Origin of the sequence: Paenibacillus sp. YIM B09110 (assembly GCF_037167145.1) — a bacterium.
Lineage (GTDB): Bacteria > Bacillota > Bacilli > Paenibacillales > Paenibacillaceae > Pristimantibacillus.
The window spans coordinates 313762-332958 of record NZ_JBANSP010000004.1 but is presented as its reverse complement, the minus strand read 5'-3'; the positions used below and the strand labels follow the sequence as shown (position 1 = coordinate 332958).

General features: G+C 50.4%; 11 protein-coding genes. 9 read left to right on the top strand and 2 right to left on the bottom strand.

All coding sequences use genetic code 11. The annotated features are described in order from the left end of the window. The 8 genes from V8F51_RS08150 (at nucleotide 1) to V8F51_RS08115 (ending at nucleotide 13533) form a co-directional block, all read left to right on the top strand. Nucleotides 1-1083: a phage late control D family protein gene (locus V8F51_RS08150; RefSeq protein WP_337099675.1), complete on the top strand. Its 1083-nt coding sequence runs from the start codon at nucleotides 1-3 to the stop codon at nucleotides 1081-1083. Further along, the gene (locus tag V8F51_RS08145) at nucleotides 1080-1808 is read left to right on the top strand and encodes a phage baseplate assembly protein V (protein ID WP_337099674.1); all 729 of its coding nucleotides are present in this window, start codon (nucleotides 1080-1082) and stop codon (nucleotides 1806-1808) included. The genes V8F51_RS08150 and V8F51_RS08145 overlap by 4 nt, the downstream gene beginning before the upstream one ends. 35 nt (nucleotides 1809-1843) lie before the next feature. Then, complete coding sequence (locus V8F51_RS08140) at nucleotides 1844-2245, top strand: GPW/gp25 family protein (RefSeq protein WP_337099673.1); 402 nt, start codon at nucleotides 1844-1846, stop codon at nucleotides 2243-2245. A gap of 18 nt (nucleotides 2246-2263) precedes the next feature. Continuing rightward, nucleotides 2264-5359: a baseplate J/gp47 family protein gene (locus V8F51_RS08135; protein WP_337099672.1), complete on the top strand. Its 3096-nt coding sequence runs from the start codon at nucleotides 2264-2266 to the stop codon at nucleotides 5357-5359. A gap of 40 nt (nucleotides 5360-5399) precedes the next feature. Continuing rightward, nucleotides 5400-7679, top strand: coding sequence for a putative baseplate assembly protein (locus tag V8F51_RS08130; RefSeq protein ID WP_337099671.1), 2280 nt, complete (start codon nucleotides 5400-5402; stop codon nucleotides 7677-7679). Nucleotides 7680-7710: 31 nt separating this feature from the next. Continuing rightward, nucleotides 7711-9822 carry a phage tail protein gene (locus V8F51_RS08125; protein ID WP_337099670.1) on the top strand — a complete coding sequence of 704 codons (2112 nt, stop codon included), beginning with the start codon at nucleotides 7711-7713 and terminating at the stop codon, nucleotides 9820-9822. Nucleotides 9823-9825: 3 nt separating this feature from the next. Then, nucleotides 9826-11520 (top strand): hypothetical protein, encoded by a 1695-nt coding sequence (locus tag V8F51_RS08120; RefSeq protein ID WP_337099669.1) that lies wholly within the window; start codon nucleotides 9826-9828, stop codon nucleotides 11518-11520. 165 nt (nucleotides 11521-11685) lie between these two features. Then, nucleotides 11686-13533, top strand: coding sequence for a hypothetical protein (locus V8F51_RS08115; protein ID WP_337099668.1), 1848 nt, complete (start codon nucleotides 11686-11688; stop codon nucleotides 13531-13533). A 376-nt stretch (nucleotides 13534-13909) separates the two neighbouring features. Here V8F51_RS08115 and V8F51_RS08110 read toward each other — a convergent pair whose 3' ends face one another. After that, nucleotides 13910-15685, bottom strand: coding sequence for an MORN repeat-containing protein (locus V8F51_RS08110; RefSeq protein ID WP_337099667.1), 1776 nt, complete (start codon nucleotides 15683-15685; stop codon nucleotides 13910-13912). A gap of 2 nt (nucleotides 15686-15687) precedes the next feature. Continuing rightward, a complete protein-coding gene (locus V8F51_RS08105) occupies nucleotides 15688-16074 on the bottom strand; it encodes a DUF4280 domain-containing protein (protein ID WP_337099666.1) in 387 nt (128 codons plus the stop codon). A 243-nt stretch (nucleotides 16075-16317) separates the two neighbouring features. Between V8F51_RS08105 and V8F51_RS08100 the strand changes: the two genes are divergently transcribed. Next, complete coding sequence (locus V8F51_RS08100; RefSeq protein ID WP_337099665.1) at nucleotides 16318-19041, top strand: adenylate/guanylate cyclase domain-containing protein; 2724 nt, start codon at nucleotides 16318-16320, stop codon at nucleotides 19039-19041. Nucleotides 19042-19197: the final 156 nt, after the last annotated feature.

Genomic DNA, 19197 nt, shown 5'->3' with positions numbered 1-19197 from the left:
ATGCCGGCCAACACCTTTGATTCGCTAGAAACCAAATACGGTGATTTTAATGCGCCGGAAGCCGATATCCTCATTGATGGACAATTGATTAGACTTCAAGATATGGCATTGGAATGGGTCGATGTGGAGCAGACAACCGATGCTCAAGCAGATGTAGCCAGATTCTGCATCGTGAACGCCTTCAAATGGCAGGACAACGTCATGCAATGGGTAGGGACGACGATTGCCGTAGGGAAGCTGCTTCAGGTGAAGCTTGGTTATGCGGACAAAAAAGGGCTCGTATTCGACGGCATCATAACCGGCTATAACGTCGATTATGGCTCGAGCATGAACCCCAAGGTCATCGTTGTCGCGATGGACCGTTCTTTCCTGATGATGAAGTCGTCGCATTCCAAAGTGTGGTCGCAATCAAAGGACAGCGATATCGTTCAGCAGATTGCCGGCGAATACGGACTGTCTACCGATATTGACGTAACGACCGTCAAGAAGAATACGATCGAACAGATCGGCGTGAGCGACTATCATTTCATTCGTTCGCTCGCTATAGACAACGACCGTCATTTTTATGTGACGGCGTCCAAGCTTTATTTTAAGAAACCGAAGACGTCGGGAGATCCCCTCATTACATTAAGATACGGACAAAACCTGATGGGGTTTACGCTTCAGGTAGATGCATCCAGCCAAGTCGCGGAAGTGAAGGTGCGGGGTTACGATGTGGACAAAATGGAGCCGATCGAAGCTTCTGCGAAGACGATAACGAAAATCGGCACGATGGAGAAAGCGGGACCGAGCGTAGCGGCGCAGTTCTCCGCGAAGAAGGTCGAAATCGTCTACACGCAAGCAACCTCGCAGGATGAGGCGACCGCACTTGCCAAGGCGATGCTTGAGAGACTGTCGCGCGAGCTTGTAAGCGGACATGGCAGTTGCGTGGGCTTCCCTGAGATAAAGCCGGGAGAGCTTATCAAGTTCGACGGGTTAGGCGGATCGAACCTTAATCACACTGCGAGATTGACGAAGGTGACGCACAGGATAGATGCGGAAGGCTACGTCGTTCATTTTGAAACGGAGGGGAATGCCATATGAGCTCGAACTTTACAGGCTTTTTTGATTCGCATCAGCGCTCTATGCCTTCCGAGCAATTATCCGGCGTGTTGAACGCCATCGTCAGCGACAACAATGACCCTGAGAAACTGGGGCGGGTAAAGGTTCGATTTCCGCTTCGGGAAGGCCAGTTGCAGACCGATTGGATTCGAATCGCGACTTTGATGGGCGGCAAGGAAATGGGCACTCTGTTCATTCCCGAAGTGAATGACGAGGTGCTGGTCGCTTTCCTAATGGGCAGGCTCGATCAGCCGATAGTCATCGGAACGCTGTGGAGCAAGAAGGCCGCGCCTCCGGCAGGCAAAGAGAAAAACGACGTTCGCAAAATCAAGACGAGAAGCGGTCACGAGATTATTTTCGACGATAACAGTACGGACGGAAGCATTACGATCAAGACGAGCAAGGGCCATAGCATTGAAATGGACGACAAAGGCAAGAAGGTGTCGATTACGATGCAGAACACGCAGCAATCGATCGTTCTGGACAGCACGGCGAACAAAGTCACGGTAAAAAGCGGCGATACGGCAAAGCTCGAGATGACTTCGCAAGGCGATGTAACGATGACGGGCACGAAGTCGCTGACGCTCAAGGGAGCACAGGTAAAGGTAGAGGCTGACGCTTCGCTGACTTTGCAATCGAACGGGATGATGGAAGTAAAAACGAATGGCATTTTGACGCTCAAGGGATCGATGGTCAAGATTAATTAGCCGCTTAGTTCATACGGAAGAGGGGGAGTGCTGGAATGTCGGCTTCTTTTTTGGGAAAAGGATGGAAGTTTCCTGTGCAGGTGGATGCCACGACAGGCCGCATTTTGATGGCCGATGCCGAGGAGGATATAGCGGAAGCGATTCGAATTATTATTCGCACCTCGAAGGGGGAGCGGCTCATGCGGCCGGATTTCGGCTGCGGATTGCGGGAGTTCGTTTTCGGCACGACAGACGAAACGTCATTGCGGCTCATATCAAGCGAAGTTACGGATGCGATTCGGATATGGGAGCCTAGGGTGAAGGATATCGAGGTGAAGGCGCAGCTTGATCCTCAGCATACCGGGCGTGTGCAGCTGACGGTATCGTATGCGGTGCGGTCAACGAACAATTTGTTTAATCAGGTCTATCCTTTTTATCTCGAGGAAGGCACGAAATAACGGGAGCGAAGCGAAGCGATGAAGCATGGAGGAAGAACGGGCGGCGGCCTTCGTCCGCCAAGCATTAATGCTAACAATGTTGCCTCTTTCATGGCTAGAATGAAAGAGATGGCTCCTCATTATACGCCGGAATGGCGATTCTCGCCCGAAGATCCAGACGCGGGAACTGGTCTTGCTTATTTAACGGCAGAGATGCTGCAGGATACGGTGGAGCGGCTTAATCAAGCGCCTCTGAACCATTTTCTCGCTTTCCTTGATTTGATTCAAGTGAAGCTGCAGCCTCCCAGGCCGTCACTTGCGACCGTTGTATTCGGGCTGAGCGACGGTGCCGTGAACCCTGTCTATTTGCCGGCAGGTCTCTCGCTTACCGCTCCGAATCCAGCGGGCGGTGAGCCGTTGGTGTACGAGACGGAGAAGACGCTGCTGGCAACGCCTGCCAAGCTGCAGGAATGGATTAACGTCCTTCCGGCAAAGGATCGGATCGTAACTTCCGCCGAGAAGTACAGTTCTAGCATGGAAGCCGGGATCGTACCGGAGGTGCGCTTGTTCGATACCGAATATAAGGCGAGCGAGCAGGAGCATTCGATGTACATCCGGCATGACGACCTGTTTCTGGTCGATCGTCCGAATCGCTTCTACCTGAACGTGCATCACTCGGAGAAAAGGTATTCGGAACCGGAGCTCGCTGCATCCCTTGCATCCGATCTTGTGGAGTGGACGTATCCGATGGGCGGCGAGTGGGTTCGGTTCGAAGAGGCTACTGCTGTCGGCCATACGATTGTTTTGTATAAGAAGCATGCAGGCGAACTTGAAGTAACGGAGTATCAAGGCATTAAAGGACGTTGGATTCGTTGCACGGTGAAGCAGCTTCCGAACGCGGCTTCGCCGCTTCTTGAGAAGCATCTCGAGATGGATAAGCTGCGTATCCGCGCCGTACATGATGCAGGGCTAGATACGGAAGGCATTAAGCCGAGCGCCTTGTATTTCAATGACACAGAGGTGCCTGCAGACGGCTTCTATCCGTTCGGCGAGCATTTCGTGCCCTATTCGGTCTTCTACTTGTCATGCGAGGAAGCGTTCACGAAGCGCAAGAGCCACGTAAAGCTAAGCTTCAGGGCTAAGCTGTCGCCTAATCGTCTTCGTATGGCCCAAGATCCTGAGGTCAAGTGGAAAATGGTCATGAGAACCTATGATTTTGAAGAGAAGGACCCGCCAAGAATTCATATTCGCAAAGTGCAATGGGAATATTGGGATGGCGTCAATTGGGCGCGGCTTCCCGGCAGCGAGCAGTTCGGAGCCTTGTTCGAGGAGTTGCCGGAGCAGGAGGAGAGAAGGTTCACCGTTGAATTCGAATGCCCTGAAGATATAGCGCAGACGTTCGTCAACGGCTCGTACGATTATTGGTTGCGCGCGCGCGTACTGCAGACCGATCCAATTATTGCGCCTGTCATAGAATATATGTCGCCGTGGCTGTCCTCGCCTTCATTTACTTACGCACAGCCTTCGCAGGCATTATTCATGCCGGAGAGTCTGTATACGAAAAGTAATATCGAAGTGAGGGATCGAACGCAGGAGGCGAGAGCAGGAGGAGCAGCTTACAAGCTGTTCGAGCCGCCGGCAACGAAGCAACCGACCGTATATGCTTCATTCGATATGGCCCCGACAAAAGGCCCTTTGCGGACACGATTTGAGCTAGATCGTCCGTTCGCTGGACGCAATCAGCCGCCTTGGGTGGATTGGGAAGCGTTATGCTCTCAGAACGGCAGGCTTGTCTGGCTTCCTGTGAAGACGACGGACGGTACGGACGGATTTACTTCGAGCGGCGAGCTGCAATGGGTTGGGCCGCAGACGATGGTACAAGCAAGCTTGTTCGGGCGTGAGCGTTATTGGCTGCGAGCGGTTAATCGCGACGGCTGCATGGACGGAACGTATCCGCAGCTTCCGGTTGCAAGCCGCATTGACATGAATGCGGTAACGGCCAGGCAGCAGGTCAGTCAGGAGAGAGAGCTTGCGATTCCTCTTGATGGATTCTTACAGCTGACACAAACGGCTTTCATCGACGAAGAGGTATGGGTAGATGAAGTGGAAAGATATACAACGCTCGAGCAGGAGCGGTTACTGGAATCGGAATCATCGATTTACGCTGCTCAACGCGACGGAGAAGGTGGAATTCAGCGCTTCTGGGTTCGTTGGCAGGCAGTTGCTTCTTTGGCCGAATCAGGGCCGGACGATAGACATTATGTAACGAATCATGCCGGAGGAACGCTGCAATTCGGGGATAGCGTGCATGGGCGTTTGCCATCGTCGCAGGAATCGGAGACCGTTAGGATTAGGTTCAAGACGACTGCCGGGGCCGGCGGTGACGTAGCCGCGGACCAGATTACGGGTATGCAGCTTCCGATCGCTTTCATTCGAAGTGTAAGCAATCCCGCGCCATCCATTGGCGGCGGCGATGCGGAGCGTATCGAGCAGGTAGTTGCTCGCGGACCTCAGCAGCTTAAGCACCGAGGACGAGCAGTTACGACGAAGGACGTCGAATGGATTGCCCGTGAAGCGTATCCGCAGATTGCTAAGGTGAAGTGCTTAAGCAATCGGGACGCATTGCTTAAGCGAACTCCAGGAGCTATGACGATTGTTGCTTTTCCTGCGGGAGGGCTTGCCGGTACGGCACAATTTCCAGAGCTCAAGAAGACGGTAGAGCGAGAGCTTATTCGTAAAGCACCCAATCTGGTCTCGCTTGGCGGTGCGATTCGCGTCATTGAGCCGGCTTATCTAGAAATCTCCGTGCATGCCACTGTTGCGACGGAATCGGTGGATGAGCTGTTGCCGCTGGAACTGGCTTCCGCTGCAAAGCTGGATGCTTTCCTTGATTCCATTACAGGCAATGCGGATGGTCAAGGGTGGAATATCGGCGAAGCGCTTCATATTTCGGTGCTTCATTCACTGCTGCACTCGGTAAGGTCGCTGCTCTACATAGAACGATTGTATTTGCATGTGGTCAAGATCGAGAATGGCGTTCGCACGGAATGGGATCCCGCGCGAATGGCAGAGGTCATCCATGGCATCGTCGTTAACGGACAACATCAGATTACGGCTATCCCTGCCCCACATTAATGAATATCTGAATTAAAGCTGCAAGGAAAGGAGGCATCCTATGCTGCCTAGATTACCGCTGGACGATCGTAATTTCTCAGAGATCGTCCAGCATTCCAGACGACTAATACCGAAACGCGTTCCTGAATGGACGGATGAGAACGCGCATGATCCAGGCATGACCTTCCTTGAATTATTTGCATGGTTGACCGAGATGCAGCGTTATTTCATAAGCCGTGTTCCGGACAAAAACCGTCGCAAGTTTCTAGATCTGCTAGGCGTTGCGCCGGCAGATACGCAATCGGCTGAGGCGCTTATTCAGTTCACGAACGTGACTGTTCCGACTACGCTGCCGCGAGGAACGAAGCTGATGGCGGAAGACCAGATGTTCGAGACGGATACAACCGTTAAGCTCGTTCCTCTATCGCTTGACCGGATCGTGACAAGAACGGAGCGGGAAGCGAATGATGTAACAGCTTCCAATATTCATTCGGATGTCGTGTATTACGCGTTCGGCGCCGATGCGAAGCAATCATCCAAATTATACATATCGTTCGATCGTGAGCTTACTTCCGGCGAGCAAGTCACACTCAACATAGAGCTTATGCAACCGGGGAATGAAGGTCAGGATAGGCATGCTTCGGAGCTGCTCGATCCGCTGCTTGCAGCTTCAATGATTACGCCTTCCTCCAGACTATCGTGGAAAGTATACGGGTATGACCAATCAACGGAGACGACTTCTTGGCTGCCTTTGGATATCGTACGCGACGAAACGCTTCATTTGACGCTAAGCGGTAAAATGACGTTCCGCGTAGGAGCGCAAATGCGGGCGGTTACGGTTCATCCGGCAAGCGATCGTGCGCGTTATTGGATATGCTGCACGCTTGAAGAGTCAGGCTATGAGATGCCTCCGCGCATCCGACAGCTGATGCTGCATACTACGATCGCGATTCAACGGGATACGCTGTGCGAGGTGATCGACTTGCCTTTCCATGGTGGATTGCAGACGTCGATCGTTAGCGATACTTACTTATCCGTGTTCGGCAAGATCAGAGTACAAGTGCAAAATATCGATTTTTCATGGACTTATTGGCAAGAAGAAGAAACGTCAGACACGATGGCTGACAATTTGTCGAGACAGCGCTCTAAGCTGTATTCGGTGAAGCGAAGCCTAGGTAAAGATTACTTGGAAGTTCTTTTCGGCGGCAGTCCAAACGGCGTCATGCCAGAGGAAGGCCAAATGATTCGGATTATCGCAAGCATGCCGAAGTTCGATATGCTGCGATTAGTCGGCCGAAGCAACGGGCTTCCCGGCCAATCATTCGACTTATATGACGTCCCGTGCAAGAAAAAGGACTCCATTAAGCTGCAGGTTGGAGAGAACGAAGCTACCGGTGAATTGAAATGGTTCGACTGGACGCGGGTCGACGACTTCGATCATTCAGGACCTAGCGATCTCCATTATGTGTATGATCCGGTCGGAAGACGAATCTATTTCGGTAACGGTGAGCGCGGCGCAATTCCGGCGTCTTGCTTGGAAGAAAATATTTGTTTGATTGGCTGCGAGCTTGGCGGCGGCGAACGAGGCAACGTGAAGTCCGGTCTTGTAACGGAATGGGTATGCAACGTGCAAGCCGAAAACGGAATTAAGGTTAATAATCCATTCTATGCTGCGGGCGGCTCGGAGGCAGAGACGTTGGCAGAGACGCTCCAGCGCGCGCAGTCGGAGCTGAAGCGTACGTTCCGCGCCGTAACCGATGAGGATTACGAGACGATCGCCCGCGAGACTCCGGGTGCGGCAGTTGCCAGAGTACAGGCGATTCCGCTGTACAGACCGGGACTTGCCGATTATCCGAGAGAGCGCGCTGCCGGGCAAGTATCGGTGGTCGTTGTGCCTTACAGCTTAAGCGAGACGCCGACGCCAAGCGCCGGTTTCTTGCAGACGGTAAGGAAGCATATCGACTCGCGGAGGCTGATCACGACGGAGGTTCATGTCATTCCTCCCGTTTATATCAAAGTAACCGTTCATGCGGTCGTCGTGGTTGAACCGCAGTTCATCGATGAAGGCGAGCGGCTCGTAGGGCAGCTGAAGCGCTTGCTGCGGCCGCTTGACGGAGACGATGGCTCACCGGGCTGGACATTCGGCAGAGCGGTGTACAAAGGTGATATATATAATGCGCTTAGCGGAAGCAATGGCGTATTGTTCATACAAGATTTGTGGCTGGATGCGGAAGGCGCCCATGTGAAGAAGAGCGCGGGCGGCGATCTGATCCTGCCTCCTCATGGCCTTGTATTCTCGGGCAGTCATGAAATTGAGCTGATAAGCAGCACGCATCTATGATGTCGTACTGCGGACGGCAGCAAAGGAGGGGATGAGTCTGAACGGACTTGATCTTTATTTCTCGATTAATCGCGAGGAGGATTGGCGGCGCGGAACCACATACAATTTGGAGTCGCGCACGGCAGGCTTCGGTGTGCGAAGAGATAATAAGTACGGGATTGCCGGTGTTCTGCAACTAAGCGATCTAGATGGAACGGGAACGATTCGCGAGATAGCGATCGGCGAGCATGATCGGTTGTATTTGCTTGATGAACGGGCCGATCTATGGATCTATGATCGCAGAAACACGGACCATAAGCGGCTGTTCACGCAAGGACATGGCTTATTCAGCGCCGATGCGAGGCTCGCAGCCTCCGGCGACCTGCTGTTTGCAGCCGACCGATCTGGCGATTTAACGCTTGCGGCTTATCATACGGATACGGGCCAGACGTTGTGGTCCCGTGCCGGCCAGCAAGCGGACGGCATGCCGCTTTATCCAATCGCGATAGCTTCGGATAAGCGTTATATCTATGTGCTGACACCGCTTGAGATCGATGTGAGCGGGGACGAGCCGGCGGTGCCCGAGGGAGGCAAGCTGGGCGTCATGCTGTTCACGCATAGCGGCGCATTGACCGGTGTGTGGAGCGATCCGAGCTTCACGCAACGCGTGCGGGCTAAGCTAAAGCATTTGAACCGAACTTTCTTTATGTCGCTGTCACCGAGCGGGAAGCTGTACATTTTCGACACGCTGTTCGCTAAGCTGTATGCCTTTATGAGCAGCGGTAATCTAGCAGAGAAAAGAGATCTTCCCTCGCTCCCTTATGCGGGATTATGTATCGATAGCTCAGGTATGCTCTATATCGGCGACTCGAGACAGATGGATCAGGAAAGCGAGGATGACCGATTTATCGTCAGGCTTGATGCAGCCGGTCAACCGATAGGGAAAATTACGAGCTTCCGAGGCAAAGCCGATCAATTGCTTATCGACGGCAGAGACCGCATGTTCATTCTGAACGGCGACGAGGGCGTTGTGACGATGCTTAATCTGCAGCCTCAGACGCTGGCGATGGAAGAGACTGGAGTGCCTGAAGGTGTATGGTTGTCGCGCGCTTACGACAGTGCGGAGGCCGATACGGTATGGCATAAAATGACGCTTGATGCGTTCATTCCCGACGGTACGCAGTTAAGAGTGTCCTACTTCACGTTGAATGAGGAGAGCTGTCTCATTAACGGAGCGTATCGCAAGGTCGACGATTGGCTGGCCGATGCGTCATTATCGTATCGGGACAAGCTGAACGCACTTGCGCCTTATTGGTCGCCGCCAGTCATTAATCCGAAGGATTCGCTGTTTTTTGGCGCCAAGGGTCGGTATTTGTGGATTAAGATCGAATGGATCGGGACGGAGAGGCATTCGCCTTTGCTCCAGACGATGCGGCTTTATTTTCCCCGTGAGACGTATTTATCGTATTTGCCGGCGGTATATCAGGAGGACCCTGCTAGCCGCGACTTTCTAGAGCGTTACTTATCTTTATTCGGTACACTGTTCTCCGAGGTAGAGAGCGAAATTAACGGTTTGTCTGACTATCTCGATCCGGAGCTTGCGACAGGCGAGCATCTCAGGTGGCTGTCGTCCTGGCTTGGGCTGGAGACTGACGACTATTGGACCGATGGCCAGGTGGAAGCATTCATCAAAGCCGCGCCGGAGCTGTACCGATATCGAGGTACAAGGCAGGGGCTAATGAAGACGATCGAAATTTACACGGGACAGTCGCCACTTATTATTGAATATTTCCAGACGAAGGGCATGCGCGACAATGCAGAGCTTAGGGAGCTTACGGATAAGCTGTACGATGGCGATCCTTACACCTTCACCGTTCTGCTTCGGCCAGAGCAAGCACCTAACGAGAAACAGCGCGTTGTCATTGAGCAGTTAATTGAGGAGCAGAAGCCGGCCTACACGGAAGCGAAGCTTGTGATGCTTCAGCCGTGGATGTACTTGGACCTTCATACGTACCTTGGCATCAACACCGTGCTAACGGAGCCGTCGCTCATGTCGCTGAACCCTAACCGCACGATGCCTAACGATACGTTGATCGTCGATGTCGGGATGGAGAAGCGAATAGACATACATACTCGCCTTGAGATGGATTCAGAGCTTGAATAATAGATGAAGTTCGTGAAGGAGTGGGAAATGATGAAAAAATCGAGATTGTATCCATTTGAGAGAAATCGGTATTTTTACGGCAAGCTGCTGACGGTGCGCGATTTTGAATCGGAGCAGAAGTATTTTAACGACAAAAGAAGATTGTTGAACCGCCTGCTGTACGGAAGCGGCGTATTGTCGGGCATGCAGGTCGTCGCCGTTGATGACAAGACGATTTCGGTCGAGATGGGCGTAGCGATCGACTATATCGGCCGCGAGCTCGTCATTCCTTCCCCGGTAACGTTAAAGCTGTCGATGATTGAAGGCTTCACGAACAATGAATATAAGAAAAACGTATATCTATGCGTGGCTTATGACGAGAAGGGCAAAGAGCCTGTTCATTCCGTTGGCAATTCGGCGATTCGTTCCGATGAAGTGAGCGAATATAATCGCGTGCTGGAGTCGTACCGCCTATTTATCGTAGAAGAGGCGCCTGCGCCATCCTCCTTCGAATTCGTTCGTTTGCTTGAGAACGTGACGACGATTTATGAGGATGTAGGCGTTCGTATTACGCAGCGCATGCCGAAATATGTTAATCCGGGCGAGGTTGTCGAGGTTAAGCTCGTCGTTGAGAAGACGCTCCAAACGCCGCGCATTGCTTTCCAATACGACTATGATGCGGTTGGCTTCACTACGGTAGGCCATGACGGGCAAAACGTATCGTTCGCAGAACCTGGAGATGCGCAGGAGACGGAGTATACGGTCAGCTTCCATGTGAAGGCGCCGCTTGAAGCGGGAGGTTCCGCTTCGCTTACTGTGCCAAATTCGGCTGCAAAGCTGACGATCGGTGATTCGGTCATTCCACTTGATTCCAATGCGAAACATGTGATTGAAGTGCTGGAGGAGCCGGTAGCGGAACGCATTCTGAAGGACTGGCATGAACGCAGCCTGGAAGAGGCTGTCGAGGGCTCGGCGGATCAAAGCATTTGCTTGGCGAAGATCAGCCTGCTTCAGATGGGACCGACTTATATGATCGAGAAGGTCGACCGCGTTCCTTACGGCGAATACATCGAGAGCACCTCTCTGCTGCAAAGGCTCTCCCAGACGTCGCGCGCTTCGTCGCTGCATAAGTTTTATGCAAGCGCGGAGACGGAAGATTTGGAGTATGGCGCCAAACCTTCTTTGGATGTTCAATATCATCCGGATCGCAATGAGTTCGACTTTAAACTCGGCATCCCGCGTCCGCAGCACTTGTATGACGAGATTGCAACCGGCACGATGGAAGTATTGCTGGAGTCGATTGGCAAGTCGGGAGGTTTCTTCTTCTCGCGCGGCAAGAAGAACTACGTCTCCGACGAGATTAACCATGGACTTGGCGAAGGTCAAGTATCGGTCGTCGTAGGTCTGGAAGAAGTGGAGCGTTCTGTGGCGGGCGATGTGAACGCTACACAGAAACGGATCTATTACGGGCAGAGCGACGTGTTCAAGGGAACGGAATTCGAGCCGGACATTCCGAACGTATCGCTCGGAACGATTGTTTATCCCGAGAAAGGCACGTTCCGCATCGGCATGAAGCTGCAGGGCGAGATGGAGTCTACCGCATCGGTTATTGCCGTACGCTGGTGGGCGTTCAAGAGCCTCGGCGCAGCTCCGCAGCAGGGCGAGCTAGACAACGAATTAACGGATGCAATGGCCGAAGCGGCTGCTTCGGAGGAATAAAGATTACAAGCTGCTTCTTATCGTCAGATTAACGTTTGTCTGTCGTGCGGAAGCAGTTTTTTTTATGCAAGTCAGGCTTTTTCCAAATATAAGATTGTCTTGCAACATAGTAGACGGATAGCTCGTATCAATAACTGTCAAGTTCCGCGATAGAGGTGAACGTATATGGCAACGTCATCATTCAAATATCGATATACAAGTAAGTGGCTAAGTTGGAGAACAGATCCAGTTATTAATTCACCATCCGGCATAGCTGTCGATTCATTAGGAAATTGTTATATCATAAATACGAATGAACATGAAATTCTTAAATATGATAGTAAAAACAGACTGGTTCGGCGGTGGGGAAAACAAGGTATTAAAGAAGGTGAGTTTCATTTTCCAACCGCAATCGCAATTGATTCATCCGATTATATCTATATATCCGATACCAATAACCACAGAATCCAAAAATTTGATTGCAATGGAAATTGGTTGACATCATGGGGAAAGAAGGGTGTGTCAGCTGGCGAGTTCCAATATCCGCAAGGGGTAGCTGTGGATGATCAAAATCAAGTCTATGTGGTGGATCCCTACAATTACCGCATACAACGCTTCACTGAAAATGGAAGGTTTATCGACGAATATGGAAGCTATTGCAAATTGGATTTGACGAGCGATAAATCCAGTCCCGGCTTTCTTAGTCCTTTTGGCATTGCGATAGATTCCAAACATATTTTTGTGACGGATACTAAAAATCGTAGAGTTTCAAAGTTCGATCGTAATTGGAATGTACTAAAGCATTGGGGACGTGTAGAAGAAAAGCCTTTTGACGCGGATACTTACGACTTCTACGAGAAGCCCGAATCCGGGGAACTGAAAAGCCCAACGGGAATTGCTTTAGATGTCGAAGGACACGTATGGGTTATCGATAAGGAACGCAACGACATCCAAAAATTCGATTTAGATGGACATCTCATTGACACGATAGCCCTCTCTATTTGGGGGAGTTACAATGAAATCGCAATCCGCTATCCAAAATCTCCACACTCCATTTGCAAGACAATAGAAGGCAATATGATGGTTTCGGATACCGCGAAAAATCGTATATCTATTTTCGATCGGCAAGGCTATTTATTATCATACTTAGGCAAAGCGGAAGATGAGATTGATGAATATGACCTGTTGAAATCGTTAGTTTTAGATAAGGAAGATCATATTTATGTTAATATGTCTAATGCCGCTAAAGTGGTTAAGTTAGATACGAACGGCAATTTGATATGCAAAGTAGATACCTATAAGCTATTCGGAGATATAGATGATACGGAATATAGAGAGTCCTTATTTGGACTTAATGTAGATAAAGACGGCGAAAACTTACTCGTAAGTTTTCAGGATCCCCGTAGTAATCATTCTAAAGTATGCAAAATAAAAGCGGACGGGTCTGAAATATTGTCCTTTGTTACATCAAAAGCAAGTCATTATCGTAGCAGTGACTATCGCGAATCGATATTAGTAGATTCAAATGGTAATTACTTAATTAATAGTCACAATAATAGATTAGCAACTATTCAGAGATATAGTGTTGAGGGCGTATTAATTAATAAGTGGATTACTGCTGCTCAAAAAAAAATCTCAAGACCAACTAAACAAGAAATGTGCGTATTCGATCAAATGGCTATGAACTCAATGGATGTGATATACGGCGTTTGCAGTCAAACCCATCAAGTCATAGCCTATAGTGTGGATGGCGAGTTTATCGGAAATTGGCAAGGAGAAGGAAGCGGGCAAGGTCAGTTTTCCTTTCCATGGGGGATAGCAATCGATAAGGATGATTATATATATATCGTAGATTCGGATAACCATCGTATTCAAATATTTGATCGGGACATGAACTATTTGTCGGAAGTTAGTGTGGGGACGCCTGAATACGGAAATTTGGAATACCCTCGTTCATTAGCTATTGATTCACAAGGAAATATGTATGTAATGAATATGGATGTGATCTATAAGTATGAAAGAGTCAATGAGTAAAGGCGGAACCTTGATCGTTTTTGGTTAAAAACAGCAGAATAATAAATCAAAAAGAACTGCCCCAGAGGCAGTTCTTTTTGAAAATATAGGGAGAATATGATTTTGCACATACTTTCTCAATACATTTCATCGGGCATCGCATCTTTTTCTAATGGACAATACGAACGCTTAGCGATCATTTTGCGGGTTGTTCATTTTCTAATGGACATCACAGATCGTTACAGGCACTAAATTAATCAATACGGTAATAATATGCTTTCTTAGCGTCGTTTCTGTCCATTAGCCCCCTGAAATCAGTCGAGAGTTCGTTTAAGCAGCTATTTTGTCCGTTCTCGGTTCGGCTCGTTAGAGATATGCTTTTATGGCAAATAAGCGGTTATTGCGCTTCCTCAGGGTTATAGTAGCTGATCTCAAGTCTGACCGGCTTGTCCTTGTTCAGGAGGAAGGTCAGGAAGGCGTTGCCGGATTTGAACATAATGCTTGTCCGGCCGTTTGGCAGCTTCTCCTTCGAAGAGACGGCTTTGGCATCCAGCAGCCGCTGATAGGTTTGCTCCATTACGATACTGTTCCATGTCGTCAACTTGCGAACATAATAGGCTTCCGGATTGTCGGCATCGACTTCAAGCACGAATGAAAGCTGAGCGGAGCTGAAGGTAAGCGACATGGGAAGGATATCTTCCTCGAGACCATCAATCAAGCCGGTAGTGACATCTGTTTCGGCAGGTGATGCATCAGTCTCCGCATTGTTCGATCCGGCGCTAAGCGCTTGGACTTCATTATCCGGAGCAGTCTCCTCAGCAGGAGTGCCGGAACTGTCTGATGGCTCATCCGTTGCTGTCGGAGTTTCAGTACTAGGCGTTCCAGTGCCGCCATTGTCTCCAACCTGCTCGCCATCTACGGTGCCTTCTACTGGCGTGTCCGTAACGGGCGGTGTTTCCTCGACTGGCGGGATTGTCTCGGCAGGCGGCGGCGGGTCGGCCACCCCTAATGTCTCTTGCAGCTTCACGAGCGATAGGTTCATGAAGCCTTCCGCGTACACGCCTCCGGAACGGAAGAACCCTTTGTAGATCGGCGCGCCGTCGACGTCGAACAACGAACCTACGCCCTCATATTTGCCATTGACGAATTTGCCGTCGTAGACAATGCCTCCGCTTGCGTTGTAGGCTTGGCCGATCCCGTTCGGCAAGCCGGAAGCGAAACCTCCTGCGTAGACGAGCGAGCCGGCTTCGTTGAAGGAGCTTCCTGTCCCGTGATAAGCGCCCTTCACGAAATCGCCTTCGTATTTGACGAAGCCGGTTGCAAAATATTGCTTGCCCGGTCCCGTCAATTCGCCAGCCGTGAAGTTTCCTTCATAGGCGAGAACTCCGTTACTGTCATAGAGTTTGCCTGCACCTTCGTAAACGCCATTATTGAATAGCCCTTCGTACAGCAGCTTCTCAGGTCCGCTATATAGCTTGCCATCCCCTTGATAGGCGCCTTTCATGAAGTTGCCCGCATATACGACCGTGCCGTCTTCCTTATACGTCGTTCCCGCGCCTTCGTACTGGCTTGCAGCGAACAACCCAACATAGGATGGCTTTCCGCTTGGATAAAATGCCGTGCCCGCGCCAGCGTACTGATCGGCAGCGAACAGTCCCTTATAGAGCAACACGCCATCTTCATTGTACAGCTCGCCTTGGCCCATCATCATGCCCTTGTCGAAGTCGCCGCTGTACTTCAAGTTTCCGTTCGGGTAATAGAGCTTGCCCGTGCCCGTGTACAAGCCGTCCGCTAATTGCCCCTCGAACAGAAGATTGCCCTCCGGATCAAGGATAGAAGCCGTACCGGTGAACCCTTTGTCCGCGGCGGCCGTTGCCGACAGCTCCGGCGTCTTACCGAACCACTTATTGAACAACGGCGGAGGACTAATAAACCCGAAATAAACGATGATGAGCGTCAGAACGAGAACAAGCGCAATCAGCTTCTTCGCAATATAATAGCTTCCCAGCTTGACATAGTTGTTAAGCGAACGGAGAGGGCCGAATATGGCCGTGACGAGAAACTTGCGAAGCCATTTCAACAGCAGCTTAGGCAGCTTGCGAGCTTGCTTAATCGGCTTCATTACGTATTTCTTGATCGGTTTGAAAATTGGCTTAAGAATCGATTCAATCATAGCTAAGGCACCTGTATCGTTACTTGGCCGGGATTAACAACTTCAATGACGCCGCCCCAATTGCACATGCACTTCGAAGAGTTGTTCAAGGCAGGCATATTGGCAATCAGCACCGTTGGAGATCCCGGCACCCATGGTGCGGCAGTAACCGGAATACAGGGCATAGGGGTCAATGCGCCTAATGCCGCGGCAGTTGCCGAAGCAACGGTTGGATTGGCTAGCGACGAGCACATGCCGAAAGGGAGAATATTAACCATAGGCTTGTTGTCCATAATGTTGGCAATGGGCATTGACGTCATTACCATGTTCTGCGGCAAGACGGTCAGCATGCCAGGAGCGGCTCCGAAGGAGCATTTTAGCGTTGCTCCGCCGCATACGAGTTGTCCCATAACGTTCCTTTCCGCGAGAGCGAATCTACTATTTTCGAAAATCGCTTCTCCCATTTTATACTATTATTAATAGTACTATATGCCGGCTAAGCCCATCAACATAAACCTGCGAAATTCGGGAATATTCGATGTTCTCCGCGCAAGGAAAAGGATGTAAAATAACGTATCATGTAGTACTATAGAAATAGAAAAAATATGCAAGTGAAAGCGATGGTGCGCATGCGAAAGTCCGGTTTGGGGATTGTGTTGTTGCTCTTGATAGCTGTAGGGCTTGGATTCTGGATCTATCCGAATATAGATCAGTTCAAAGCTTTGCCATATACGAAGGAAGCGTCACTCTCTTATTTGTCGCGCGCGTCAGCGGGGCCTGATGGAAGCTTGGACGTTATTGGCGATTCCAGGCAGGAATTGACGCGCATTAACGGCAAGGGCGAGATGAAGGAGCAATTACAACAAAGTCTGGACAGCAGCGCTCGACATGATTATACGGATGTAGTAACAGCGCCTGATGGCACGATGTATGTCCTTGAAACGGTGTTGGACGGGTATGGCCTGTACGTGCAAGAGGAGCAAATTATCCAATACTTGCCGGGAGACTCTGTCGGCACTACGCTGTATACGTTTAAAGGCGACGGGACGAATAAACGTGTAGGCCAAATCAAAGGCGTGCAGGTCAGTGGGGATTCGGTTTATTTCTATCTTGATGAGCAGAGCCGAATTACGCTTAACCGAATATCCGCAAAGGATAGCGCTCCTGAAGAACTATTTAGTTTTGAAATGGAAAAGAATCGTTATATGTCCGAGATCGTCGGATACGAGCCGGGACAAATCTTCTATTCATCTAAACGCGGCGCGATCTTTAATGTGCTGAAGGATGGCAGCACGAAGCTGGTGTACCCGCTTGATACGATGGATCGTACCCGCAAAAATTTCCCCGAGCGGCTCCAGCTGCATGAGAACGGCAGACTTTATTTTATCGATAGACTCTTGAACGCCGTTACGAGTATGAAAGCTGCGGACTCCAGCGATTTGCGCACGGACATTGCCGAGGCTGACCTCGCTAGCCTAGCTCCTGATGCCGAAAATCTTGAAATAATGGATGTTACGATCGATGCCGCCGGCGGTCTGAGCATGGCACTCGATGATCGAATTATTACGATTAGCGCTGACAAAACGGCTACTGAGGCGATTAGTCACCTCACCTATAACCGCTCGTCGATTTGGCAGGGGTGGCTGACTTGGGCCGCTGGGGCTCTGTTCTTAATCGTGGTCGGCCTTCTAGTACGGATGATCTACATACACTTGCTTAACCGCCGAATCTCTTTGTTCTTCAAGCAAGTATTCGCTATCGTTCCGATTCTCGTAATCGCCATGGTGCTGCTGTCGAACTTCATCTATGACAGCTTCTCTTCCCGGATGGAAGACGAGATGCAGCGGCAGCTTTCGCTCTTGGCGCGCAACGGACAGAACATTATTAACGGCGATCAGCTTAACCGTCTAACTTCGCCGAGGGATTATATGAACGAGGATTATCAGGCGATCAGCAAGAAGATGAACTTCTTGTTCGAAAGCGAGGATGCGGTGAATCGCAAAGGACTGTACAGTACGCTTTACAAATATGAGAATGGCGAAATGTTCATCATGATGGACGACGATGACGGCGTCAATATGTACAAGCCATTCCAGCTCGAGGAGGCAGACCAGCAGGTCGTCAAGACGGGCGAGATCGTATCCGGCAGATGGGAAGACACCACGGGCAAGTGGTTGTATGCGATTGGTCCGATCTATGATTCCACGGGCAAGCTTGTAGGCATTTATGAGACAGGCCGAGACATGAATGTGTTGTACCAAGCTAATCAGACGATCTACATGAGCGTCATGCGCAATATCGGCTATATCAGCATCGGCGTAATCGTGCTTGTGTTGGCTGTTACCTATTATTTGCTCTCTTCGCTGCGCAAGCTCCGCAGGAGCGTTATGGAAATGGCGAACGGTAACTGGGACGTTAAGGTTCATATCCGCGCGCAGGATGAGGTTGGCGATTTGGGCGAGCAGTTCAATCGAATGGCGCTCCATATCCGCACCTATATTAAGGACATTACATCGTTCAGCGAAGCATCGCATCGTTTTGTTCCGCAGCAGTTTTTCAAATACCTAGGAAAGAAAGGCATTACAGACATCCATCTAGGGGATCAGGTTCAGCAAAATATGGCGGTTATGGTTGCGAACATTCGCTCCTTCAATCAATTGTCCAAGCAGCTGACGCCTAAGCAAAACTTTGATTTTATGAACTCATTCTTAAAAAGATTCAGTCCTTTCGTCCGCAAGGAGGAAGGTCTTATTAGCAAATATTTAGGCGCAGGCTTTATGGCGCTATTCCCTGCCCGTTCGGATGACGCGCTTCGAGCAGCCGTAGCGATCCGAAGAGAATTGTCTTCGTTTAACGACAGCTTGCTGGCATCCGGCCATTCGCCGGTTGATATGGGCATGGCTATCCACAAAGGCCCGCTCATGCTGGGCATTGTAGGCGAGGAGCAGAGGATGGAAGGAAACGTGATCTCCGATGACGTCAACATTACGGCGACGTTGGAACGCATGTCCGATACGATGGGCGCATCGATACTCGTTACCCGTACTTTTTTTGATCAACTGAGATCGCCGGAAAGGTTCCGTCACCGGTTGCTTGGCCGAGTCAGAATTGATGGCAAGGATGAGCCTCTTGAGCTTGTGGACGTATACGAAGGCGATTCGGACTCGGTACGCGCGTTGAAAGAACGAACGAAAGCGATGTTTGAGAGAGGCGTTACGCTCTGCCAAGAAGGGCGGTTCTTTGATGCGAGGGAAACCTTTATTGAAGTCATTAAGGTGAACCGCTTCGACAAAGCGGCGAAGCTCTACTTCTACTTGTGCGATGAATATTACCAAAGAGGCGCTGTCGAAGGCTGGAATGGCACACTAGCGGTATAATCAGACCATAGAGGAGAGGAACAACTATAATGGCGGTAGAACAATTACGAACCGATAGACTAGCACATGATGAACATACCGCGAAAATAGGAGTGCCATTTACGAGAATAGACGAATATTTGGCGTATTATGAAGAAGAGGATATCCGGGAGATTG